At 65.2% G+C, this 20,940-nt stretch carries 22 protein-coding genes; 13 read left to right on the top strand and 9 right to left on the bottom strand.

The annotated features are described in order from the left end of the window. Positions 1-361 precede the first annotated feature (361 nt). On the top strand, positions 362-757 hold the full coding sequence (locus tag AC1DS6_RS09920) for a DUF488 domain-containing protein (protein WP_035862401.1): 396 nt from the start codon (positions 362-364) through the stop codon (positions 755-757). Positions 758-783: 26 nt separating this feature from the next. Here the strand turns inward: AC1DS6_RS09920 and AC1DS6_RS09915 are convergent, their stop codons facing one another. Together AC1DS6_RS09915 and AC1DS6_RS09910 are read right to left on the bottom strand one after the other, a co-directional pair. After that, the gene (locus tag AC1DS6_RS09915) at positions 784-954 is read right to left on the bottom strand and encodes a hypothetical protein (protein WP_441635608.1); all 171 of its coding nucleotides are present in this window, start codon (positions 952-954) and stop codon (positions 784-786) included. Positions 955-1,207: 253 nt separating this feature from the next. Continuing rightward, on the bottom strand, positions 1,208-1,966 hold the full coding sequence (locus tag AC1DS6_RS09910) for a GntR family transcriptional regulator (protein ID WP_441635610.1): 759 nt from the start codon (positions 1,964-1,966) through the stop codon (positions 1,208-1,210). A gap of 292 nt (positions 1,967-2,258) precedes the next feature. On the opposite strand from AC1DS6_RS09910, the gene AC1DS6_RS09905 reads away from it, so the two are divergent. From AC1DS6_RS09905 to AC1DS6_RS09895, 3 genes are all read left to right on the top strand, one after another. After that, the gene (locus AC1DS6_RS09905; RefSeq protein WP_441635612.1) at positions 2,259-3,506 is read left to right on the top strand and encodes a nucleoside recognition domain-containing protein; all 1,248 of its coding nucleotides are present in this window, start codon (positions 2,259-2,261) and stop codon (positions 3,504-3,506) included. Positions 3,507-4,047: 541 nt separating this feature from the next. After that, positions 4,048-6,141, top strand: coding sequence for an FUSC family protein (locus tag AC1DS6_RS09900; protein ID WP_441635614.1), 2,094 nt, complete (start codon positions 4,048-4,050; stop codon positions 6,139-6,141). A 92-nt stretch (positions 6,142-6,233) separates the two neighbouring features. After that, positions 6,234-6,512 carry a DUF1488 family protein gene (locus AC1DS6_RS09895; protein ID WP_441635616.1) on the top strand — a complete coding sequence of 93 codons (279 nt, stop codon included), beginning with the start codon at positions 6,234-6,236 and terminating at the stop codon, positions 6,510-6,512. A 92-nt stretch (positions 6,513-6,604) separates the two neighbouring features. Here AC1DS6_RS09895 and AC1DS6_RS09890 read toward each other — a convergent pair whose 3' ends face one another. Together AC1DS6_RS09890 and AC1DS6_RS09885 are read right to left on the bottom strand one after the other, a co-directional pair. Continuing rightward, positions 6,605-7,075, bottom strand: a complete 471-nt coding sequence (locus tag AC1DS6_RS09890) for a universal stress protein (protein WP_441635618.1) — start codon at positions 7,073-7,075, stop codon at positions 6,605-6,607. A gap of 127 nt (positions 7,076-7,202) precedes the next feature. Next, positions 7,203-8,204, bottom strand: coding sequence for a L,D-transpeptidase (locus AC1DS6_RS09885; protein ID WP_441635620.1), 1,002 nt, complete (start codon positions 8,202-8,204; stop codon positions 7,203-7,205). Between the two features lie 208 nt (positions 8,205-8,412). Between AC1DS6_RS09885 and AC1DS6_RS09880 the strand changes: the two genes are divergently transcribed. Next, complete coding sequence (locus AC1DS6_RS09880) at positions 8,413-9,207, top strand: DUF1835 domain-containing protein (RefSeq protein WP_441635622.1); 795 nt, start codon at positions 8,413-8,415, stop codon at positions 9,205-9,207. Between the two features lie 23 nt (positions 9,208-9,230). After that, complete coding sequence (locus AC1DS6_RS09875; protein ID WP_441635624.1) at positions 9,231-9,875, top strand: TetR/AcrR family transcriptional regulator; 645 nt, start codon at positions 9,231-9,233, stop codon at positions 9,873-9,875. Between the two features lie 41 nt (positions 9,876-9,916). Here the strand turns inward: AC1DS6_RS09875 and kefC are convergent, their stop codons facing one another. Both kefC and kefF read right to left on the bottom strand, forming a co-directional pair. Further along, positions 9,917-11,740 (bottom strand): glutathione-regulated potassium-efflux system protein KefC, encoded by a 1,824-nt coding sequence (gene kefC, locus AC1DS6_RS09870; RefSeq protein WP_477102474.1) that lies wholly within the window; start codon positions 11,738-11,740, stop codon positions 9,917-9,919. Positions 11,741-11,750: 10 nt separating this feature from the next. Continuing rightward, positions 11,751-12,308 (bottom strand): glutathione-regulated potassium-efflux system oxidoreductase KefF, encoded by a 558-nt coding sequence (gene kefF / locus AC1DS6_RS09865; RefSeq protein ID WP_441635628.1) that lies wholly within the window; start codon positions 12,306-12,308, stop codon positions 11,751-11,753. A gap of 415 nt (positions 12,309-12,723) precedes the next feature. Between kefF and AC1DS6_RS09860 the strand changes: the two genes are divergently transcribed. Beyond that, entirely contained in the window at positions 12,724-13,422 is a 699-nt protein-coding gene (locus tag AC1DS6_RS09860; protein WP_441635630.1) for a GNAT family N-acetyltransferase, read from the top strand. A gap of 79 nt (positions 13,423-13,501) precedes the next feature. Here the strand turns inward: AC1DS6_RS09860 and AC1DS6_RS09855 are convergent, their stop codons facing one another. The 3 genes from AC1DS6_RS09855 to AC1DS6_RS09845 all read right to left on the bottom strand — a co-directional run bounded on the left by AC1DS6_RS09855 (position 13,502) and on the right by AC1DS6_RS09845 (position 15,730). Next, positions 13,502-13,993 (bottom strand): Lrp/AsnC family transcriptional regulator, encoded by a 492-nt coding sequence (locus tag AC1DS6_RS09855; RefSeq protein ID WP_035862473.1) that lies wholly within the window; start codon positions 13,991-13,993, stop codon positions 13,502-13,504. Between the two features lie 395 nt (positions 13,994-14,388). Beyond that, positions 14,389-14,976 (bottom strand): EF-hand domain-containing protein, encoded by a 588-nt coding sequence (locus AC1DS6_RS09850; RefSeq protein WP_441635633.1) that lies wholly within the window; start codon positions 14,974-14,976, stop codon positions 14,389-14,391. Positions 14,977-15,139: 163 nt separating this feature from the next. Further along, positions 15,140-15,730 carry a hypothetical protein gene (locus AC1DS6_RS09845; protein WP_441635635.1) on the bottom strand — a complete coding sequence of 197 codons (591 nt, stop codon included), beginning with the start codon at positions 15,728-15,730 and terminating at the stop codon, positions 15,140-15,142. 269 nt (positions 15,731-15,999) lie between these two features. On the opposite strand from AC1DS6_RS09845, the gene gspG reads away from it, so the two are divergent. From gspG to gspL, 6 genes are all read left to right on the top strand, one after another. After that, positions 16,000-16,467 (top strand): type II secretion system major pseudopilin GspG, encoded by a 468-nt coding sequence (gene gspG, locus AC1DS6_RS09840; RefSeq protein WP_276291195.1) that lies wholly within the window; start codon positions 16,000-16,002, stop codon positions 16,465-16,467. Positions 16,468-16,503: 36 nt separating this feature from the next. Further along, positions 16,504-16,989, top strand: coding sequence for a GspH/FimT family pseudopilin (locus AC1DS6_RS09835; RefSeq protein WP_441635637.1), 486 nt, complete (start codon positions 16,504-16,506; stop codon positions 16,987-16,989). Next, entirely contained in the window at positions 16,986-17,414 is a 429-nt protein-coding gene (gene gspI, locus AC1DS6_RS09830) for a type II secretion system minor pseudopilin GspI (RefSeq protein ID WP_441635639.1), read from the top strand. Before AC1DS6_RS09835 ends, gspI begins: the two co-directional genes overlap by 4 nt. Further along, positions 17,392-18,108, top strand: a complete 717-nt coding sequence (locus AC1DS6_RS09825; protein ID WP_441635641.1) for a PulJ/GspJ family protein — start codon at positions 17,392-17,394, stop codon at positions 18,106-18,108. Before gspI ends, AC1DS6_RS09825 begins: the two co-directional genes overlap by 23 nt. Beyond that, complete coding sequence (gspK, locus tag AC1DS6_RS09820; RefSeq protein ID WP_441635643.1) at positions 18,105-19,178, top strand: type II secretion system minor pseudopilin GspK; 1,074 nt, start codon at positions 18,105-18,107, stop codon at positions 19,176-19,178. The genes AC1DS6_RS09825 and gspK overlap by 4 nt, the downstream gene beginning before the upstream one ends. A gap of 341 nt (positions 19,179-19,519) precedes the next feature. Continuing rightward, positions 19,520-20,920: a type II secretion system protein GspL gene (gene gspL, locus AC1DS6_RS09815; protein ID WP_441635645.1), complete on the top strand. Its 1,401-nt coding sequence runs from the start codon at positions 19,520-19,522 to the stop codon at positions 20,918-20,920. Positions 20,921-20,940: the final 20 nt, after the last annotated feature.

Raw genomic sequence — 20,940 nt, 5'->3', positions numbered from 1 at the left:
TGAAGAGCAATCAGCGTTTCGTCAACAGGTTTTTTTACTTCAGTTCGCCGCGCCTTTCGCGCCGCCAACCACCCCTGCCAACCCCGCAACCCTTGTCCCGCCTGCTTTGCAGCGCGGTAGTTGTGTTGCGAGGGGGCGAATCTTAAGGGAGCCCCTCGGCCATGGCAAGCGTTTTCTGAAATGTTTTTCGCACGACCCATAAAGAGCCTCATAGTCAACAAATGGACGCGAGAAGCAAGCTGGCAACGGGACTGGTCAAGGGCCATACGGCCGAGGCAATATACAGCCACCATTGGAAGGCATCGAGGACGCGAGTCGGCGCACCATCCGCCACCGACTCTATATATAGGAGGAGATCCGCATGACCATCCGCATCGTGAGGCTGGGCTCGCCCAGGTTGCCCGACGAAGGGATCCGCATCGGGACCGTGCGCCGGCCACCGCGGGGCGTACCAAAGGCCGAATTCGCCACGCGGGACTTCTACGATGTGTGGTTCCCGAACCTGTCGCCGTCAGCCGAACTGGTCTCGGAAGCCCTTGCCATACAAGGCGAGGGGAACGAGAAGGCCTGGCGGGCATTCGAGCGTCAGTTCCGGGCAGAGATGGCCCGTCCCGATGCAAGCCGGACCCTGGACCTGCTGGCCGCCATGTCGCAGCAAACCAACTTTTCGCTTGGCTGCTATTGCGAGCACGAGGAACGCTGCCACCGCTCTATCTTGCGCGCCCTGTTGGCGACACGCGGAGCCGCCCTAGCTTAGGCCAGCCGAAGACGACAGTGAGCCGGTCACACCACCCTGTGGTCATTCGCGCACTGGCGGCGAAATAGCGCGCGCAGGCTGGGCCAGCGGATAGGAAGGAGTGGCGTGCAGTGGCGCACAGCATCGCGCTGCGCATAGTGCACCATCAGTTGTTCGCCAATCGACTGCCGGAAATAGGAGGGCGCCGGGTAGTTCATGCTCAATCCCTATTGTGGTTCGTCAGGATTGATAGTATACCAAATTTTGGTGCAGTGCGTCATACCAGGGCACGCGGCCGCCCCACAATGGGGCGGCCGCGCCGGCATGTATCCTGGTTTGGTCCTTTGAAATCAATAGCAGGCAGGCACCGCGCCCCGATAGAACGGACACGGCATCAAAAAGATGTTTTGTATACCAAATACCGTGTGGCCGTAGGCCATCCTCCGGAATTGACGGCCATCCCTTGTGCCCTTAGCCAGCACCCGCGATGCTGCCATCACGTTTGGCGGCACCGTCACGGCCGCTGGTTTCGCTGACGGCCATATCTTCGGCTGCCTTGGCAGCACTATATACATGGCGGGTCGCCAGCAGCGCCGCCAGGTCGGCATCGCCGGCGATGACTGCCTGCAGAATCTGGGCATGTTCCTCCCAGTTCTGCCTGGCGCGCGCCACATTCGCCGGCGCGAACAGCAGTCCCGTGCGCTCCCGCAGCGTACGCACCATATCCTGCAGCACGCTGTTGGCGGCGATATTGCCCAGCACTTCGTGGAAGTGGGAATTCAGTTCCACGAAGCGCTCCGAGCGGCCGCTGGCGGCAGCTTCAGTGCCCTGGCGCAGGACCTCGTTGAGTTCCGCAATCAGGGCCGGATCACGGCGCTGGGCTGCCAGCTTGGCGTTAAGTCCCTCCAGCGTGGCGCGCACTTCGACCATTTCCTTGGCAATATTCGGCGACAACGTCGCTACCGAGGCACCACGTCGCGGCTCGATGCGCACCAGGCCTTCCGCCGCCAGCGCGCGAAGCGCTTCCCGCACGGGAATGCGCGAAACGCCCAGCTCGGTGGAAAGCTTGTTCTCGACCAGGCGTTCACCCTGGCTATATTGCCCACCGAGGATGCGCTCGCGCAATGTATCGGTAACCAAGGCAAACAAAGGGGAATGCTGGGCGCCAAGGCTGGCGCCGGCGGAATCCGAACCAGGAAGAGCGTGTTCGGTACCAGGGGCGTCGGACATAGATTCTGGCTTGGGTCAGCAAGACACCGTCCTCGGCTAAAGCGCGCAGGCTGTCCGTCGCGGACGGTTGTCAAAGGGATCAAGGACGGCGGCACCATCCCGGAACGTTCACGGATAGGGCAGCCGCAGTGGCAATGTCCGCATTGTATACCGGCAGATCAAGGTTTTTGCGCAACGAAAAGCACCTGCGCCGTCATCGTCTCGCATGGCTTCGCCGCCAGCCCGTACTTCTGGCCCGGCAGGCTATGATGCGGTGGCCTCACTCCTCCCAAACCCCGCGTGTATTTTGCCGATGGCTCTGAACCTGGTCTGGCTCTCCTTCTTCCTGATTGCTTTCGTCGTTGCCTGCATCCGTCTGGCGGCAGGCGATACCGCTGTGTTCCCGGCGATGCTGGCGAGCCTGTTCGACAATGCGCGTACGGCTTTTGAGATTTCCCTTGGCCTTGCCGGCGTCATGAGCCTGTGGCTGGGCATGATGCGTATTGGAGAGCGTGCCGGCGTAGTCGACGTTTTCGCGCGGGCCGTCAACCCGTTGCTGCGCCATTTCTTCCCCGGCATCCCACAGGGTCACCCGGCTCAGGGCGCGATGATGATGAATGTGTCGGCCAATATGCTCGGACTGGACAATGCGGCGACACCGCTCGGCCTCAACGCCATGCGCGAGTTGCAATCGCTCAACCCGCGTCCGGACACGGCCAGTAACGCGCAGATCATGTTTATCGTGCTCAACACGGCCGGGTTGACGTTGATCCCTACCTCGGTAATCGCCATGCGGCAGGCGATCGCCGTCAAGCAGGGTCTTACCGGATTCAATGCGGCCGATATCTTCCTGCCCACTTTGCTGGCCACTTGCGTCTCTTGTGTGGCAGGGCTGCTGGCGGTGGCCTGGGCGCAACGGCTCAATCTGCTCAAGCCAGCTGTACTGGCCGCCTTCGGGCTGTTGGCAGTTGGTGTCGGCGGACTATTCCTCTGGCTGCGGCACGCGCCCCCGGAGCAGGTCAGCACCGCCACAGCGCTGGCCGGTAGCGGCTTCATCCTGACGCTGATCGTAGTGTTCCTGGCTTGCGGGGCGATAAGGGGCATCAATGTCTACGACGCATTCATCGACGGCGCCAAGGAGGGCTTTGGCGTGGCTGTGCAGATCATTCCTTACCTGATCGCGATCCTGGTGGCGATCGGGCTGTTCCGGGTGACTGGGTGCATGGACGTCCTGATGAAAGGCCTGACCGCCTCGTTTGCCTGGCTTGGCCTGGACACTGCCTTCGTGCCGGCCTTACCGGTTGGGCTGATGAAGATCCTGTCGGGCGCGGGCGCCCGCGGCCTGATGATCGATGTCATGACCACTTATGGCGTCGATTCATTCCAAGGCAAGCTTGCCGCCATCATCCAGGGTTCGACGGAAACCACCTTCTATGTGCTGGCGGTGTACTTTGGCAGCGTCAATATCCGCAACACCCGCCACGCACTGGCCTGCGCCTTGTTCGCTGACCTCATCGGACTATGTGCTGCCGTAGGCATTGCGTATCTGTTTTTCCGCTGAAATGGGAACAGTGCATAGCCATAAGGCCAATAACATATCGTCAAATACTCAACAAAAAGATGAGGAAACGGGCTCGGCGATGTATTAAGCCGCTACTTTGTTGCTCACAAGCAACATGTTTGTGAAGCCAGACACGCTTACCATCTGCACCGCTTGGTGCGTCGCAACAAATCGTATATAGTGGAATCTGTCTCCTCCACCACCTCGGTGGATTCCAGCCCGCGCACGAAACTGCGCGGGTTTTTTTTGCCCTCGATCTGCCGATGATCTTGGTCAGCCCTTGCTATAACGCGCCATCGCTTGGCCGGCGAGCGTTTTCGAAAGGCGCACCAAAGCAGTCCCGCACGCGCACCATGATGGGACCGAATTGCACCGGCACAACGTAAAACACGGATTCCGCAGCGCGATGTTGCGGCGCAGCATTTCATGCAGTAGAGTCGATCTGTCACTCACGCTTGGCGCGACGGATCCCCGCTTTCCGGCGCCCTCCCTTCCTACCAACATGCTTTCCGCGTTGCGCCCGCCCCGCCCCGATGCCTGGATGCTGCAAAGAGGCCTGGTCTACGCCTTCTCCTTTCTCGCGCTCGCCGGATTGGGATGGCTTACCGGGCAGGCGGGATATCTGTGGGCGGCAACAGCTTCGATCTGGACCTGCCTTGCCGACCGCCGCGGTACCGCGGCCGAGCGTCTGATCTCGCTTGGCTCCGTTGGGATCGGCGGCGCCGTTGCATGCGCCCTGGGGATGGCCGCAGCCGTGACGCCATGGACAGCGCTAGCCTTGGTGCTGATGGCAGGACTGGCTGCCGGCCTGGCCGAAACCAAGGGTGCCGTTCCCGCGCTGTCGGCCAAGCTGCTCTATGTGGTGCTGATCGCCTCCTGCCTGCAGCCAGCCGGAGACGCAGAACTGGCCGCGCGCGTCATTGCCGGCAGCCAGGAGTTCCTGCTCGGTGGCATATTCGCCTGCCTGGTCTGCCTGTTCCTGATTCCTTCAGAACGCGACAACCGACCGCGCAATGAGATCCTGGCGGTGTTCGACGCCTTGCTGCGCTTTGCCAACGCGCTGGCTGACGACAACCCCGTTGGCGATACGGCCGCCAGCAAGCGCGATATCCGCGAGCGCATCGAGGCGGCACACCTGGCTGTCAATGCGAGACGCAGCCTGCGGGATCCCCTTGGCCTGATGCACTATGCCTATGTGGTGAGCCTGGCCGATGCCATGTTTGCGCTGCTGATCGTTGCCGCCGAATTGCACAGCCGCAGGGACGATGCGAGCGAACCCGGCGATGGCAGCGTCGAGCGCCTGCCGCTCCCGCACCTGATGCGTTGCGTCGCCGATGTCCGGGAGCAAGTCTGCGAGGCACTGGCGCATCAGGCGCCAGACCTGCCATCGCTATGCGCGGCACTGGCGCGCGAATTGCGGCGCCTGCACGCGCCGCTGGCCAATGCCGGCGCTCCGCCACCGTACCAGGCCGCCCTGAGTGCATTGGCAGGGTATCCGGCGTTTGCCGAATGGCGCAACGAGTACCGCTGGCCGCGACGCGCCTACCGGCGAACGTGGCAACGCTGGCGGGCCACCCTTGCCGAGCATACTGCCCGCGACGCCCGCGTGGCCCGCCATGCGGTGCGGCTGGCGATGGCCGGCAGCCTGAGCCTGATGCCGGCGCAGTTCTGGAAGGTGGATCACGGTTACTGGGTTGCGGTCACTGTCATCATGGTGCTCAGCCCTCAACTGCAGACCACGCGCAGAATCTCATTCCAGCGTTTTGCTGGTTCCCTGGCGGGCGCACTGCTGGCCTGCGCCATCGGGATGGCCCACCCGTCGGCGCCGCTTGCGCTGGCGATCAGCGCAGCATTCCTGGCTGCGGCCTATACCAGTCGGCTGGCCGGCAGTCCGGGCGCCTTCGCCCTGGGCCTGACGCCGGCGGTGATCCTGTTCTCATGGGTGGGGGCGCCTGCGGCGGACAGCAGCCACTTTGCCGCCCTGCGCGGTATCGACACGGCGCTCGGCTGCCTCATCGCCCTGGCCAGCTACTACGTACTGGCGCCGCGCGCCGAATTGTCGCGGGTGTATCGCCATAGCCTCGATGCCCTCGTGGCGAACACTGTCTACTTGCGTGCGGCGTTTGCCGGTGCCGGCGCGTTTACAAACTCGCCCACCCGCTCGCCGGCTCCCACGCAAACCCGTCTGGAGACGTTGCGTGTGACGGCTGGACGCACCTCCAGCCGGGCCGATCACACCTTGCAGCAAGCCACAGCGGAGCTCACGCCGGAACTGACCTGGGAATATGCCAAATTGCATATGGCCTTGAGGCGCATGGCGGCACTGGCAGGACTGGTGCGAGCCGGGCTCGAAGCTGAAGCCGGCGCCAGCCTGCCCGAGCCGGCCACGCGGGCAATGCTGCAAGGCCTCGCGGCGCAGCTTTCAGAGCTGGCGGCACACCCCGGCGCCGGCGCGACGACCGTCGCGGCCGGCCCCATGCCCGACGCCACCGCCTCCCTCGACCGGTTCCTGATCGAACAGGCCGTGCTCGCCTCATCCCAGGCCAGCGCGGCGCACGCAGCCATGGCCGCAATACACCGGCTGGCAGGCGGCCAAAGCAAGCGCACTGATCAGCACTTGCCGCAACCGGGTTGATTGCGGTCAAGCTGCCGGCGCGGGCCTGCATCACGGATCGGCACGATCACCTAGAATGGTGTCATCCCTCAGTGACCGATGTGAGGCACGCCATGCCCGAAATTTCCTTTCCCCGCAGCGTTCCCACTTACTGTGCGGCCAGTCTGACGCTCTCCTGCCCCGCGACGGTGAACGGCAAGCCAACGCTCTATTCCATCACGGCCGAGGCGCTCGAAACACACTTTGGCGCGCGCTCCCCGCGCGAGGAAGATCTGGTGCGAGCGTTCACCAGCCACCGGCAGCGTATCGAGCGCATTGCCGAAGGGCTGTTCGAGCTAACCCAGGCACGTGAGATCCTGTTGCGCAGCGGGCATATCCGTTTCGCCGGCTGAGAACCCGAGGACTGGCAAGCAAAGCGCCCCGTTCCGGCTGCATGCCAGCCGGTCCCCGACCGGCCGCATCCATCTATCGCGCCTGGTCGTGCTCAGCCTTCCACCGCTTGGCCACGCACCAGCAGCACCGGCACGTTGGCCTGGCGAATGACCGACTCGGCCACGCTACCCAGGACCAGCCGGCGCACGCCGCGCCTGCCGTGGGTCCCAATCACGATCAGGTCAGCACCCCAGTTGCTGGCAGCCTCATTCACGGATCCGGCGATATCGCCGCCGACCGCCTGTTCGCTCACCAGGCGCGTCTCGTAACGCACGCCTTGCGCGGCGAGCCGCTGGGCCGCAGCCGCCAACGCGCGTTCGCCGCTCTCGGCCAAGGCATGCATTACCGGCGTCGGGTCGTAGTAGGCGACATCGAACATTAGCTGGCCGTTGTCCACGATATACAGGGCAAGCACCTCCGCGTCGCCGGCACCTGCGAGCCGGATTGCCTCGTTCAGGGCCAGGTCGGAAGTTGCGCTACCGTCCACAGCCACCACGATCTTCTTATATACCGCATTCGTCATTGCCATTTGCTCCAGGAACATCACGGATAGTGGCGAAAGCGCCATAGCGCTCCGCCGGAATGGATACTACTCTCCCAATGCGTCAGGTAGCTGGTACGGCACATTGTTGCCCGTACCCGGATCAGCGTCACTGGGAGGAAACCGGGCTCGCACCGGAGTCGACTATCACGAGATAGCGGCCCGGCCGCGCCACCGGCGTGCGGTCCGGCGCAAGAACCCAAAGTGAGTCACCGCGCTCGACCGCCGCCACGTAATCAGCATCGATCAGCCCGAAACGATCGATCAGGCGATTGAGTCCGGCAGGAATCCGCACGCATCCCTTGGACGCCGGACGACCGAGGCGGGACTCCAGCCGGTCGGGGTCGGTCGCGTGCATTTGCAGGCGCATCTGGCTCTCGCCACCCTTGCCCCAGCCGCGTTCGGCATCGACCCAGCCAAAGTCATAGACGCGCATCCCGCGCACGCCGTAGCCGCGGATCCCGTTCTCGTTGTAAGTACCCTCGGCCCGAAAATCCATGTTCTCCAGGCTGTGGTCGAACACACCGACGGGCGTGATGAAGTGATCGAATTCACCCGGCTTGCCTGTCGATGTGGATGTCGCGCCAACCCATCGCCAGGAGACGCCGTCGCCAGCTCGCGCGAACACCATGGCGGCCTGGACGCGGGGGTTGCGGTCGACCAGAACGACCCAGTCGCCGGCCCCGGCATCCAGCCCGTCGGCCTGGAGCGCGGATGCCAGCAGGCCGGCATACCGTGTGACGGTGGCGGCCGGCAAGTTGAGATGGCGCGGCACCTGCTGCGTGAACGCTTGCCGCACCGTGCCGAATTCGCTGTTGGCAGCAACCAGCGGCGCCTGGATTGAAAACAGCCCCAACAGCGCCAGCAGTGCGCACCGCTGGCGGAAAGCGAGGACGCCGGCCCTCCGGGGGCGAGTACATTGCATAGTTGCCTCCTTGCGCAAGGTCGCAGCCAGATACCGGGCCGGCGTTACCCGGAAATGCGCTGATCGAAGCGCTATGCTTGATGATTCACGTTTGTTCAGCCCGCTGCCTTGCTCAAGATCAAGATATCGGGTGAGCGCCGGGTGAGCGCCGTTAACGCCGCCGACGCTACCAGGCACCACGTGCATAGTGCCTCCTACTCTTATATAGACCGCTGCGGTGGCGACGATTTCCCGGCGCAACGCTCGATGTGTTGCACGCGGGACATGCCCTGAACCGCATCGGCAATGGAAGCGCAGCCAAGCGCACGCGGGTGGGGTGAGGCGCCCGGAACGATCCGGCAAGGCCCTTGCGTTTCATGCCAGAGTCTGGGCGCATCCATATACAATCACGGCCATGCAATACATCCATGTCGTCAACGGCGACGTAGCGGGCAACACGCTACGGCAAGCCCTCGCCCAGGCCGCCCGGCCCGACCCGGTCGTCGTGCTTCGCGACGACCTCGCCGTCGGTCCACTTGCCGACGTCGACAGCAGCGGACTCATCCGCTCCGGTTTCTGGCAGCGCGTGGCGCCCTATAGCGACATCGACTTCGCCGCAGAAATGCACCAGGCGCTCGACCAGTTGCACAAGTTGCGCAAGGATGAGCTGGAAGTCGCCATCTGGCATGGCCAGAGCGCATCCGACCAGCTGATGCTGCGCCGGGTGGTGTTCCATCTCTACCAGTCGCCGCAGCGCATCAATGAAGTGGCCATGGACCTGCGCGAACTGGAAGTACCAGCAAGCGGCAACCTGGCCGCTATCGGCATGTACCCCGCGGCCCGCCTGGCGCGGCGCTTCTCCACCATTGCGCCGGTCTCGGTACTGCGCCTGGGCCGCCTGGGCTACGAGTGGCAGCAGAACGTCAAGGAAAACGCCGACGTGCGCCTGTGGAAAGGCAATACGCTGGTGCCCGCGGCTTATCACACGGTCGATGAGGTGATCCTGGAGCGCGCCCCGCTGGAATGGGCGCCGGCCTCCCAAGTGGTGGGCGGCGTGATGGGCGCCATCGAAGGCCTTCTGGCCAGCGACTGGTTTGTGTTCTGGCGCTGCCGCGAACTGATCGGTGCCGGCCAGCTCGTGCTGCGCGGCAACGCCGAGTCGCTGCAGACGTGCGAGCTCCGCCGCAATCTGTCCGCCGGCGGCGATTAAGAAGAAGAAAAGCAAACGTCTCCATGGCCCGTACCAAGGCACCCGATTTCGAGGCGCAGCGCGAACAGATCCTGGAACTGGCCGCCGCCGCCTTTGCCGCCAGCAGCTACCCCAGCACCTCGATGGCCGATCTGGCCGCCGCCTGTGGCACTTCCAAGGCGCGGCTATATCACTATTACGAGAGCAAGGAAGCGATCCTGTTCGACCTGCTTGACCGCTACACACGCCGGCTTATGCTGATCGTGACCGAGGTCGAAGCCGAGGCCGAGCGCCAGGGGCGCAGCGAGCGGGAAAGCTTCGCCAACCTGATCCGGGCCTTCCTTGCCGAGTACGAAACCTCGCAAACCCGGCACGTCGCCCTGATCAACGACGTCAAGTTCCTCGCCGAAGAGCAGCGCGACCAGATCCTCAAGCGCGAGCGCGACGTGGTAGCCGCCTTCTCGCGGCAGTTGCGCAGGGCCTACCCGGAACGCGTCAACCGCGACAACCAGGCGGCGCTGACGATGACGGTGTTCGGCATGATCAACTGGACCTTCACCTGGCTCAAGCCTGGCGGCAAGCTGTCGTATGCGGAATTCGCCGAGATGGTGATCGACCTGCTCGCGGGCGGGCTGCCGGGCACCCACGCCACCGGAGCGTCGGCCAGGCAGATTGGAAGTGCCGCGTAAGGCATATCGATACAACGGGCGCCAGCGGGGCGCCCGTTGTATCAGGACCAGTCTTCCTCTTCCTTGCGGCGGCGCTGGTCGCGATCCTGCCGGAACATTTCCTCCAGTTCGTCGCGCGCCTGGCGCGCCAGCGATACGAGCTTTTTCTGGTCGGTGTAATGCGGGTAGAACCGATCGATCGCCGCGATATTGTGGCGCCGGAACCTGAGCGCGAGCGAGCGCGCATGAGTGGGATCGTAGCCCAGTCCCTCCAGCACGCGGCGTCCCAGCATCAGCGACCCCTCGAACAGTTCGCGCTCGAATAAATTCACCCCGCGGTCCTTTAGCTGGTAGACGTGCGACACATGACGCGCCCGCGCATAGATTTCCAGGTGCGGGAATCGCGCCCGCACACTGTCGATCAGCGCCAGGCTGTCCTCCATCCCGTCGATCGCCACCACCAGTATGCGCGCCCGCTCGGCGCCGGCGGATTCGAGCAGGTCCATGCGGGTGGCATCGCCGTAAAAGACCTTGAAATCGTACTGGCGCAGGAACTCGATCTGGTCGGGATCGTGGTCCAGCACGGTCACGCCGATTCCCTGTGCATAAAGCAACCGGCCGATGATCTGGCCAAAGCGGCCGAAGCCGGCGATCAGCACGGGGTTGTCCTGCGGCGAGATCACATCGTCCGGACGGCGCGCCAGGCGGGCCAGCCGGGGTGCCACAAGCCGGTCGTAGGCAAGCAGGAGCAGCGGCGTAGCCACCATCGACAGCGCCACGACCAGCACCAGCAGTGCCTCGGTGCGCGCCGGCAGCAGGCCCGCGCCTCCCGCCACCCCAAACACCACGAAGGCAAACTCACCGCCTTGCGAAATCAACAGCGCAAACAGCAGCCACTGGCCCCGCGCGATGCCGAAGCGCGGCGCCAGCAGGGCCAGTACCACCGTCTTGAGCAGCACGAAGCCAACCACCAGGGCAGCCACCTGACCCGGCGCCTGCATCAGCACGCCGAAGTCGATCGACATGCCGACCGCCATGAAGAACAGGCCCAGCAGCAAGCCCTTGAACGGCTCCAGGTCGGCCTCCAGCGCATGGCGATATTCCGAGTCCGCCAGCAGCACGCCGGCCAGGAAGGTGCCCAACGCCATGGACAATCCCACCGCGTCCATCATCAGGGCGATGCCGACCACCAGCAGCAGTGCGAAGGCGGTGAACATCTCACGCATATCGGTTCGCGCAATAAAACGCAGCGCCGGCCGCACCAGATAGCGCCCGCCCACCACCACGGTGCCGATCACGCCGACCGCCTTCGCCGCCCCGAGCCATCCCACCGCCCCCGACGTCCCGGCCACGCCGGCTTCGGCGCCCCCGGCCGCCAGCAGCGGCAACAGCGCGATCATCGGGATCGCGGCGATGTCCTGGAACAGCAGGATGCCGAAGCTGGCCGCACCCGCGGGCGTACCGAACAGGTTGCGCTCCGTCAGCGTGGCGAACGCTATCGCGGTGGACGACAACGCCAGCCCCAGGCCCGCCACCAGCGCCACCTGCCACGGCGCCCCGACAAGCGCCGCGACGCCGCCGACCAGGAGGGCGCAGGCGGCCATCTGGGCGCCGCCGTAGCCGAAGATGACGCGGCGCAACGCCCACAGCTTCTTGGGCTCCAGTTCCAGGCCGATCACGAACATCATCAGCACCACGCCGAACTCGGAGAAATGCAGGATGGATTCGACATTGGTGACTAGCCGCAGGGCCCACGGGCCGATCGCCACGCCCGCCAGCAGGTAGCCGAGCACCGCGCCAAGGCCGAACCGGCGCGCCACCGGCACGGCCACCACCGCGGCGATCAGGAAGACCACCAGCGCCACCAGGAAATCGTGTTGTTCCATGGCGCGCTCCTCAGCCTGCGGCAACGCGCGCGGCGCCGCCCAATACGCCGGACACCCGGCCGATGTGATCGGCCAGCGTCCGGGCATCGGCCTGGTTGGCGTCATGCAGGACCAGCGGCGCCAGCCAGTTCATGCCGCACAGCACGGCGGTCTGCTCCAGCGGCAGCATGTATTCCTCGATACTGTGGCCGTGCGCGCCATCGGGGCCATACGAGTCGGCATGTCCACCGGTGCTGGCCACCACCAGCAACGACTTGCCCCGCAACGCCGTCCCGCCGGGACCGTAGGCCCAGCCGCTCTCCAGGACTTCGTCCAGCCACAGCTTGAGCAAGGCCGGAACGCTGTACCACTGCACCGGGAACTGGAACACCAGCGTGCCGGCGCGCGCGAGCGCGCGCTGCTCCGCGACCACATCGATGTCGTAGTCGGTGTAACTGGAATAGAGATCGTGCACGGTGACGTCCGGCAAGCTTTCCAGCGCTGTCGCCAGTGGACGATTGACGCGAGACAGATGCGGCCGGGGATGCGCATAGATGACGAGAATCGGGGGCTCTGCCTTGGGGTCCACGAAAAATCCTGAAAAATGTAATGCAAAACGAGGGGCACCCGGCTAAAAATGCCGTGTGAATCACAAATCAATGCGCGCAACCCGGCGCTGGCACGCGGGTTCAAGGTGCAAAAGGCGGCCGGTGGCGGAACAGAAAGGAATGCGGCGTTGCAGCAAACCCACAACGCGATGCCGGAATCACCCCTTCGATATCGCCGCAACCCATTGATTTACATAGATTTATACGAAATTTACAAAATCGCACAAGCTTCTCTCGGGCCTAACCTTACGTCGAACTGACAATTCCACTACAATACTTTTTGCATCGCAGCAAGATAGTGTTTGCCCTTGGCTTTCGTGCCAAATGCCGAAAGTGCATGGATAAACACCCGCTGAGTGCTATTTTTATACCTGAATACGTCGCGAGGAAAACAAAGTGAATCCGCTCGAACTGAGCAAGGCCGTCGGGGCCGTATCCGACGAAGATCTCCGCCGTGCAGCCGCAGCCGCGCAGGCCTCGCAGCGCCCCACCACCCTGGTGCGCGAGCTGGCAGCGCATCACCGCTCGCGCCTGCTCAAGCATTTCCTCGCCCTGGGTGAGGAGGATCGCCTGCTCCGTTTTGGCCAGTCGGTTGGCGATCATGTGATCGAAGCCTATGTCGACAGCATCGATTTCGACCACGACACTGTCTTCGGCGTCTACGACGAACACCTGGAGCTGATCGGCGTGGGCCACTTCGCCAACCTGCGCGACAACGCCCAGGGCCGCGTGGCCGAGTTCGGCGTCTCCGTGTCGCAGAGTGCCCGTGGCCGCGGCATCGGCAGCTCACTGTTCGAGCGTGCCGCCATGCACGGCCGCAACAGCAACGTGCGCACCTTGTACATGCACTGCCTGTCGCGCAATGCCGCCATGATGCACATCGCCAAAAAGGCCGGCATGAAAGTGCAATACGCCTATGGCGAGGCCGACGCCTACCTCGAACTGCCGCCCGCCGATACGGTCAGCCGCCTGACCGAAGCGCTTGACGAGCAGGTAGCCGACCTCGACTACATGCTGCGCCGCAATCTTCGCGATGCACGCCGTTTCGGCCTGCGCTTCTGGCGCTCGATGGTGCCGCAAAAGCGTACCGCCTGAGGCGGCGCCAACCGGCCACGTTCAAATGGCGCGCCACCCGGCGCGCCATTTTCATTGGTGCCGGCGCCTGCGGCATGGATCAGCCGCCCGGTACCGGCAAGGCCGTGGTGTCCTTGATGCATTCGAGCGCGAAGCTCGAGCGCACGTCGATCACCGCCGGATGGGCCAGCAAATCGTCTTTCATGAAGCGCGCGAAGTGCTCCATGTCTTCTACATAGACCTTGAGCAGCAGATCCATCTCTCCCGTCATTGCATGACAGGCGGCCACCTCCGGCCAGATGGCGATGGAGGCGCGGAACAAGTCCAGCGGCGCCTTGCCCTTGGGCGCCCCGCCATGCTTCTCCAGCCGTACATTGATATAGGCCAGCAACCCCAGCCCGATCCTGCCGGGCTCCAGCAGCGCCGCATACTGGCGAATCACCCCAATCTCCTCCAGCCGGCGAATGCGCCGCAGGCAGGGGCTGGGCGACAGGTTCACGCGCTCGGCCACTTCCAGGTTGGTCAACCTCCCGTTGGTCTGCAGCACCTCCAGGATCTTCCTGTCGATCTTGTCCAGCTCCACCTTGCTCACGATATTGTTGCTCCGCAATATGTTTGTCGGCAATTTTTTTGCGCAAATTTAGCAAATCGTGCACAAGTACGCAATTTTTTGTGGATGGGTAGGCCGCCCCCCGGCTTCATCGCCCCGCGCGATCGCCTTCCGGGTGCAAGATGCTGCCTCCGCCTGCCACCGTGCACTGGAACCGGGCGCCCGGGGCCGGGCGGCATTGAACATTCAGGCCGCCAGGGGCAGCTGCGATCCGTTGATCCACCTGGCCGAACGTTGGGAAGGCAAGGATGGTGCCAACACGGGCTCGGCCAACCGCGCCGTGGCGCGCGTCATCCGCAAGCGCGAAAAGAAAAGGCGCGGCCAGTCCGGCCGCGCCTTTTCTTTTTCACACGGCGCGTCGCGCCGTGCGTCCTGCCTTAGCCGCCGCGGCTCGACGGTGCCGTCGGATTGGGCGGACTATTGCGGGGCATCTGCTGCATCCGCTGGTCGTGCATCTTCTTCATGCCGGCGCGGATCTCGTCCAGCGTCACCTTGCCGTCATGGTTGGTGTCCAACTGGTCGAAGTTCTTGGCCAGGCGAGGCATGCCAGCTTGCATTTCAGCCTTGGTCAGCGCGCCGTCACCATTCTTGTCGGCCGCCTTGAAGCGGGCCTCGAACTCAGCCTGCATCTCGGCCCGGCGCTGCTCCCAGTTCGCCTTGTGATAAGCCGCCAGTTCGTTCTTGTCGAGCTTGCCGTCGTGATTGGTGTCGATCTTGTTGAACAGCGCATCGGCTTCGGCCTTGGAAATCGCGCCGTCGCCATCGGTATCGATCGATTTGAGCCACATGCCGCCACCATGGCCCATATGGTGATGCATGCCGCCGTCCATTCCCGGTGCTGGCGCAGGTGTGGGCGCTGCCGGGGCCGCGGCGGTCTGGGCGAAAGCCGTGCCGCCGATCGCCAGGAACACCGCCGAAGCGGCCATGAAATTCCGGATCGAACGCGTCTTGAGATTGCCTTGCATGTCTTTGCTCCTTTTTCGTCTCAGTGGACTGGTAAGGATTAGAGCGCAGGGCAGGCCGGAAAGTTGGTCCATCTAATACGTTGTTACGCAGGTCACAGTTGGACGCCGCCCGTGTAAACCACTGAAAGTTGCGGTAAGTAAGTCAGCACGCCGCCGTTACAAGTCAGTCTTTAACGCTAGTTGATTCATTGCCGCCGCCCGGCTGGGATTGCTGCGGAGCAGCAACGGACGTGGCCGGCATCGGTGTCGAAAGCGGCGCGGCGGCGCCGGAGGGCAGCCCCGGCTGCGCCGGAACTGCCGGGCCACGCCTGACGATGGCAGGGACCGGCAGCGCAATCTCCTGGCGCACGCCGTTGCGCTCGATCACGACCGCGCGGTCGCGTACTTCCGTCAGCCGGATCTGCGGCGACAGCGCCGTGCCCGCGCGCACCGCCTTGGGAGGACCGCCATCGAGCGAGACGATGGCCGCGCCGGCACCGCTGCCGATATCGGCAACCACGCCGATTACCTGCACGTCGCGCACGCCGGACTGCGCGCTGCCGCCAAACAGCGTGCCGGCCGCGCCGGTCTCCACCGCCTCGGTCTGCGCCACGCGCGCCACGCGCGGCACGGAAATGGTCTTCATCGCGCTGAAGGTGAGCGCCCAGCGGGTCGCAAGAGCGCACAGCGCGACGAACAGCACGAGCCCGACCAGTCGCGGCAGCCAGAGGCCGAAGGGGTTAAAGCGAAGGGCGGGCCGCAGGGATAGTTGCACGGAGATAGGTAAACTGGGCGTGAAAGTACCAAGCCTACCAGAGCCGTATGACAGCTGTCTGCCCCACGCACGCCCGCTCCACAGCGGCACCGGGCGGCGGCCTGGTGCCAGCGGCTGCCGCCGCGGCCGTTTCGAGGTGGGTGAACATGCGAGCACTCGCTCACAAAGTCGTCATGTTCTGGCGGTTATACTGTTTGACTAACTGGATCGCCGCCACGCGCAAGAAGAAGAGCAGGCGCTCCGCCAGAAATTCCATAAGGCTAACCATGATGCGCAGGATCGTTGCCAACTTCTCCGACTCTTCCCCCCGCCTCGGCCGTCGTCGCGCCCGCGGCTTTACCCTGATCGAAATCATGGTCGTGATCGTGATCCTTGGCGTGCTGGCCGCGCTGGTGGTTCCGAAGATCATGAGCCGCCCCGATGAAGCCCGTATCGTCGCAGCGCGCCAGGACATCTCCTCGATCATGCAGGCACTCAAGCTGTACCGCCTCGACAACAGCCGCTATCCCACCACCGAGCAAGGCCTTGCCGCGCTGGTGGCCAAGCCCGCCACCGAGCCGGTTCCCAATAACTGGAAAGGCGGCGGCTACCTGGAAAAACTGCCCAAGGATCCCTGGGGCCATCCCTACCAATACCTGAACCCCGGCGTGCGTGGCGAGATCGACGTGTTCAGCTTCGGCGCCGACGGCCAGGCTGGCGGCAGCGCCAACGACGCCGATATCGGCAACTGGGAATAAGGTAACAACGCCATGATCCGGGCCGGGCGCGCAGCCATGAGCACCTGGCCACAGGGACGGCGATCACATGGCGACCGTGGCTTCACCTTGCTGGAACTGCTGGTGGTGATGGTGATCGCCGGCATCGTGATCGCGCTGGTCGCCGTCAATGCCTCGCCCAATGAGCGCGGCCGTGTGCTGGACGACGGACAGCGCATTGCGCGGCTATTCGAATTGGCACAGGAAGAAGCCCAGCTGCGTGCCCGGCCGATCGCCTGGGAGGCCGATACCGGCGGCTGGCGTTTCCTGCAAGCCACGCCCGCCGGATGGATCCCGCTGACCGATGTATTCGCACCCGCTAAGTGGCGCCTGCCGCTCGACGGCGTGGCCGTGACCGAAGGCGGCAGCGGCAACACCGGCGCCCGCCTGGTGTTCGGGCGGGAGCTGATCGACGGCCCCCAGCACGTAGTGCTGGTGCGCGGCGACATCCGCGTCGACGTGGCCGCCGACGGAACCGGGCGCTACTTCGCCAGCACGCCATGATGCTCCGATCACCGTCCTTCCCGTTCCCCCGCAAACGCCGGTGTTTGCCCGCGCATGGCTTCACCCTGATCGAGGTACTGGTCGCCCTGACCATCCTGGCGGTGGCGCTGACCGCCGCCATGCGTGCGATGGGATCGATGATCGAGGCCGGCTCCTCCTTGCAGACCCGCATGCTGGCCGAGTGGAACGCCGAGAACCACCTCGCCAGCCTGCGCTTGTCCAAGACCTGGCCCGAACCCGGCACACGCGGCTACGCTTGCCCGCAGGGCGGCGTCGAACTGTATTGCGAAGAAACGATCTCCGGCACGCCCAACCCGTCTTTCCGCCGCGTCGAGATTGCGGTCTACCCGTCCGGCGCCGACAAATCCGTGCGCCTTGCCTGGCTCGTCACCATCGTCCCCAATGAAACGCGCAACCTGCTTTAGGCGGCCATTCGGGCGGCCAGCCGCGCGCGGCTTCACGCTGCTGGAAATGCTGGTGGCCATCACCTTGCTCGCGGTGATCGCGGTGATCGCCTGGCGCGGGCTGGATGCGATGACGCGCGGCCGCGAACGCCTGACCGACCACGACAACCGCCTCAATACGCTCAAGTTGCTATACGGCCAGTTCCAGTCAGACTGCGAGGCTCTGGCCAGCCCGGCCCTGCTGCAGACCAGCCCGGTCGAGTTTGGCAATGGCCAGGTGCTGATGGTGCGCGACCGCCGCGACGAGGGGCGCCCCGCGCAGTGGCAGGTGGTGGTCTACCGGCTCAACGGCAATACCGTGGTGCGGGTGGCCAGCCCGCCGGCGGACAACCGCAACGCGGTGCGGGCCGCGATGATTACCCTGCGCCAGGCCAACGCTGGCGGCAACCTCGCGCGGGCGCTGGTCAGCGATGCGGACAGCCTGTCGGCACGCGCCTGGATCGAGCCCGGCGGCTGGCAGACCGAGAACGGCCGCATTGCCGCGGCCCTGCTTGGCGGCAACGCCAGCGCCAGCGCGTTGGCTGCCTCGGGCGCAAGCGCCAGCCCGGGCGTGGCCACCACGGTGGTGCGCGCGATCGAGCTCAACCTGACGGCGCGCATGGGCGACGGCGACACGCCGCGGCGCTTCCAGAAGATCTGCATGACCGGCCTATGAGCAAGCGCCCACGCCATCTCGCGGCCGCGCGGGCGGCAACCGCCCGCCGCCCCGCTCCCCTTGCGCTGACAAGGCACCGCCAGCGCGGGGCCGCCGTGGTGACGGCGCTGCTGGTGGTCACGCTGGCGGTAGTGGTGGTATCCGGCATGTTATGGCGGCAGCAGGTACAGATCCGCTCGATCGAGAACCAGCGCCTGCTGGCCCAGGCGACCTGGATCGAACGCGCGGCCGTCGACTGGGCCCGCCTGATCTTGCGCGACGACCAGCGCCGCACCAACGTGGATCAATTGGGCGAACCCTGGGCGGTACCGATCGCCGAAACCCGCCTGTCGGACTTCCTGGGCGCCGCGCTGCGTACCGACCAGGAGGGCGAGACCTCGTTCCTGTCGGGCCGCATCCTTGACGCCCAGGCCCGCTTCAACCTCAGCAACCTGGTGCTATGGACAGCCAGCGAAACGCAAGGCCGGGTCGCCACCATCGACGCCCCCAGCCTGGCGATCTATCGCCGCCTGCTGCAGACGCTGGGCCTGAACGTGGCGCTGGCCGAGCCAACCGCGCGCTACCTGTTGAGTGCCGCCGGCGGCAGCAATGGCAACAGCGGCGACAGCCAGCGGGGACTGCGCTCACCCGATGACGTCAACGACCTGCTCGCCATCCCGGGCTACACGCCGGCTATCGTGGCCACGCTGACGCCCTTTGTCGATGTGCTGCCCGAGCGCACGCTGGTCAATGCCAACACCGCCGAGGCCGAAGTACTGACTGCGGTGATCGACAAGCTGCCGCTGGACCGCGCCCGCGAACTGGTGCGCCAGCGCGACCGCGCCTTCTTCAACAATATCGGCGACCTGCAGACGCAATTGCGCACGCTGGCACCGCAGGCCGACCCGAACGCCGCCATCAGCACGCTGGACGTGCGCACCCACTATTTCCTCGTCTACGGGCTGATTCGCCATGAGCGCGCCAGCCGCATGCAGGTCTCGCTGGTCTACCGCGGCGAAGTGCTGGGCAACGCCAACACCACCCGGGTGGTCTGGGTGCGCGATATCGACCGCATGCCCGAGCAGCGTTGAGGCCCCCCGCCGCGGCCACGGGTGTGGTTCCGGGCACCAGGCAACGCCGCTGTCCCTGTCGTGACGAAGCGTCCAGGCGTCCCCGGCGACGCCTGCCGGCGCGCTTTTCGAGCGTTTGCCAACTGAAGTCTGACAGATACGTATTGACGCCAATTCGTCACACAGGCAAGGTATGCTCCGGCCCGGCGGAACCGTGGTCCCATGAACTTGGCGCTCCGCCTGTACGGTGCCGCCGGCAGCCATGCTGGGCGTCTGTCATGCGCGCGGCGCGGTCCGCTGCAGGGTCACCAGCCCCCGCTATCGTTCAATGACGCCATGATTGGCGCAGTAGCAAGGAAATCTTGAGCACCACCCTGTACGTCCGCCTGCCGCATCGGCCGCACGACCAGCCGCAACCCTGGCACTTCGGTGCCCTGCCGTTTGCCCTGGTGCGCACGGCCGTCGCCGAGCGCGACCGCCGGCATGGCCCCCAAACGGCCGGGCAGCTGTTGCGCGAAGGCCACGCTGCCATCGCCGAACTGCCTGCCGCCGACCGACTGGTCCTGATCATGGCAGCCAGCGACGTTCTGCTGACCGGCGCCACGGTACCGCCACTGGCGCCGGCGCGCCTCAAGCTGGCGCTGCCGAACCTGGTCGAGGAAGTGCTGGCCACCGACGCTCACCCTTGCCATATCGCCGTTGGCCCCGTGCTCGATGCGGTGACGGGCAAGGCTGCCAGCGGCTCGCGCCGTCGCCTGCTGATGGTGACCGACCGGGCTTGGCTGCGCGCCGTGCTGGACGCCTTTGCCGAGCATCGCTACCGCCGCCGCCATGTGCTGCCGGCACAGTTGTGCCTGCCGCTGCCGGTAGTGGCCGCTCCCGCTGAAGCAGCGGCCAGCGCCGCTGCCGATGCCCCGGCCCCCGCGGTCATGGCTGCACTGGCGCTTGAAGCCGCCACCCTGACCAGCGCGTCCCCCCTGTTCGAAACGGAGGGTGTACCCGCGCCGGCCGATATCCCGCGCTACTGGCAACTGACTGTGCGCAGCGGTGAGTACGCAGGCTACGGCCTGCTGCTTGGTTCCGATGCGCTGGGTGCCTGGCAGGGACTTGCCCCGGCCGGTGAGTGGTACGCATCGCCGGAAGCCATGGCGCAAGTGGCGCCCCAGGGCGCGCATCCGCTGGACTGGCAGGCATGGATCGAAGGAGCGCAGGCCAGCCTGCGCGAGCCCTCTCTCGACCTGGCCCAGTTCGAGTTCGCCCAGGGCCGCGCCGATCGCTGGAACCTCAAGGCCTGGCGCCTGCCGCTGGCGCTGGCTGCGGGCCTGATGGTAGTCCAGCTGATCGGCATGAACGCCCACTGGCTGCTGCTGCGCCAGGAAGAGCAACGGCTGGTGGCCGGGCAGGAACAGGCATTGCGCAGCGCCTTCCCGCAAATTCCGGTGGTGATTGACCCGCCGCTGCAGATGCGCCGCCAGGTCGAACAGCTCCGCCTGGCCAGCGGCCGCAGCACGCCTGACGATTTCCTGCCGCTGGCCGACCGCTTCAGCCAGGCCGCAAGCCAACTCGCGCCGGACGCGCTGCTGGCGCTCGAATACCGCGGGCATGCCCTGTTCGCCACGCTCAAGCCCGACACCGACACCGACGCTCTGCGCAGCGCGGCGCGCCAGTCCGGCCTGGCCATGGAAGCCGACAACAGCCCGCCCGACCCCTCGCGCGGCAACGCACCGGCCGGTACGCGCTGGTCGATCAAGCCCAGCCTGTGAGCGCGGACCGCCAAGTGAAC

This window comes from Cupriavidus sp. 05L310, assembly GCF_056398185.1.
This window is presented reverse-complemented; position numbering and strand designations above follow the sequence as displayed.

Coding starts and splice junctions, on each gene's coding strand:
- AC1DS6_RS09920 (WP_035862401.1), top strand. CDS start 362: ATGACCATCCGCATCGTGAGGCTGGGCTCGCCCAGGTTGCCCGACGAA.
- AC1DS6_RS09915 (WP_441635608.1), bottom strand. CDS start 954: ATGAACTACCCGGCGCCCTCCTATTTCCGGCAGTCGATTGGCGAACAA.
- AC1DS6_RS09910 (WP_441635610.1), bottom strand. CDS start 1,966: ATGTCCGACGCCCCTGGTACCGAACACGCTCTTCCTGGTTCGGATTCC.
- AC1DS6_RS09905 (WP_441635612.1), top strand. CDS start 2,259: ATGGCTCTGAACCTGGTCTGGCTCTCCTTCTTCCTGATTGCTTTCGTC.
- AC1DS6_RS09900 (WP_441635614.1), top strand. CDS start 4,048: ATGCTGCAAAGAGGCCTGGTCTACGCCTTCTCCTTTCTCGCGCTCGCC.
- AC1DS6_RS09895 (WP_441635616.1), top strand. CDS start 6,234: ATGCCCGAAATTTCCTTTCCCCGCAGCGTTCCCACTTACTGTGCGGCC.
- AC1DS6_RS09890 (WP_441635618.1), bottom strand. CDS start 7,075: ATGACGAATGCGGTATATAAGAAGATCGTGGTGGCTGTGGACGGTAGC.
- AC1DS6_RS09885 (WP_441635620.1), bottom strand. CDS start 8,204: ATGCACGTGGTGCCTGGTAGCGTCGGCGGCGTTAACGGCGCTCACCCG.
- AC1DS6_RS09880 (WP_441635622.1), top strand. CDS start 8,413: ATGCAATACATCCATGTCGTCAACGGCGACGTAGCGGGCAACACGCTA.
- AC1DS6_RS09875 (WP_441635624.1), top strand. CDS start 9,231: ATGGCCCGTACCAAGGCACCCGATTTCGAGGCGCAGCGCGAACAGATC.
- kefC (WP_477102474.1), bottom strand. CDS start 11,740: ATGGAACAACACGATTTCCTGGTGGCGCTGGTGGTCTTCCTGATCGCC.
- AC1DS6_RS09850 (WP_441635633.1), bottom strand. CDS start 14,976: ATGCAAGGCAATCTCAAGACGCGTTCGATCCGGAATTTCATGGCCGCT.
- gspG (WP_276291195.1), top strand. CDS start 16,000: ATGCGCAGGATCGTTGCCAACTTCTCCGACTCTTCCCCCCGCCTCGGC.
- AC1DS6_RS09835 (WP_441635637.1), top strand. CDS start 16,504: ATGAGCACCTGGCCACAGGGACGGCGATCACATGGCGACCGTGGCTTC.
- gspI (WP_441635639.1), top strand. CDS start 16,986: ATGATGCTCCGATCACCGTCCTTCCCGTTCCCCCGCAAACGCCGGTGT.
- AC1DS6_RS09825 (WP_441635641.1), top strand. CDS start 17,392: ATGAAACGCGCAACCTGCTTTAGGCGGCCATTCGGGCGGCCAGCCGCG.
- gspK (WP_441635643.1), top strand. CDS start 18,105: ATGAGCAAGCGCCCACGCCATCTCGCGGCCGCGCGGGCGGCAACCGCC.